An 898-nucleotide genomic window follows, 5' to 3' on the forward strand; every position below is an offset into this window, starting at 1 on the left:
CGTACTCCTCGCGCTCGGGGGAGCAAATGCGCCGGGGAAACAAAAAACAGCCCCCGGTGACCCGGGGGCTGTTCTGTGTTTCTTCTCTGAGCGGATGACGAGATTCGAACTCGCGACCCTCACCTTGGCAAGGTGATGCGCTACCAGCTGCGCCACATCCGCACACTCAGGTTCTGAGTGACGCTCATTTCTGAGCCGCTCCGTTTCCGGAACAAGTTCTACTGTACCGGATGATTCGCCGAGGCGCCGCATTGAGCCCTCCGCCGGGCGCGTCGCGCGCGCCGGAGGGGCCGCGGGGCCAAGGGCGGGGCCAGGGCGCGCGGGAGCCGCCCCGTGCCCGCCAGCGCGGTCGATCGGGAGGAGTGTGGGCATGGTCGGTCCGGGGCGTGCGACGGCGCACCCGGGGAATCGGCGAACCCGTCCGACGCGCTCCGGCTCCCGGCCACGGGCAGTTCTCGGCGGGGACGCCCGACCCCGTTCCGGCCGAAGCGGCGCGGCCGCCTTCGCGGGCATCGTCATTCGTCCGCCGGGGACTTCGTGCGCTTCGCGATCAGCGGCTTGCTCTGCGCCAGGAGCTGGCAGCGGCGGCTGCAGGCACTGCCACCCTCCTGCGGCGGCGCGGGGGTGAGCCCCACCCTCCGGCAGGTTTCTCGTGTGGTGCCCCTGGGGGGGCTCCTCGTGTAGCTCGTTGCTCTTGCTCGATAACCCCTACTCGATAACCCCAGCTCGATAACCCCAGCTCGACGACCGGCAGCTCGGTGACCCGCAACGGTTCCGGCTGAGAAGCGCCGCGTTTCGGTCGTCGCGACCGGTCAGGCCCGCCCGTCCTCGCGCTTCCCCGAACCCCCAGCGATTGACCCGACGGCGGCCCCGACGGCTCGCCGCCCACCGACCGTGC

At 70.7% G+C, this 898-nt stretch carries 1 tRNA gene; it reads right to left on the reverse strand.

Annotation, left to right across the window (positions count from 1 at the left end):
- Positions 1-89: 89 nt before the first annotated feature.
- Positions 90-162: transfer RNA gene (locus OOT08_RS16220), tRNA-Gly, on the reverse strand.
- Positions 163-898: the final 736 nt, after the last annotated feature.

It is taken from the genome of Leucobacter sp. M11 (assembly GCF_035726885.1).
Lineage (GTDB): Bacteria > Actinomycetota > Actinomycetes > Actinomycetales > Microbacteriaceae > JAPFRB01.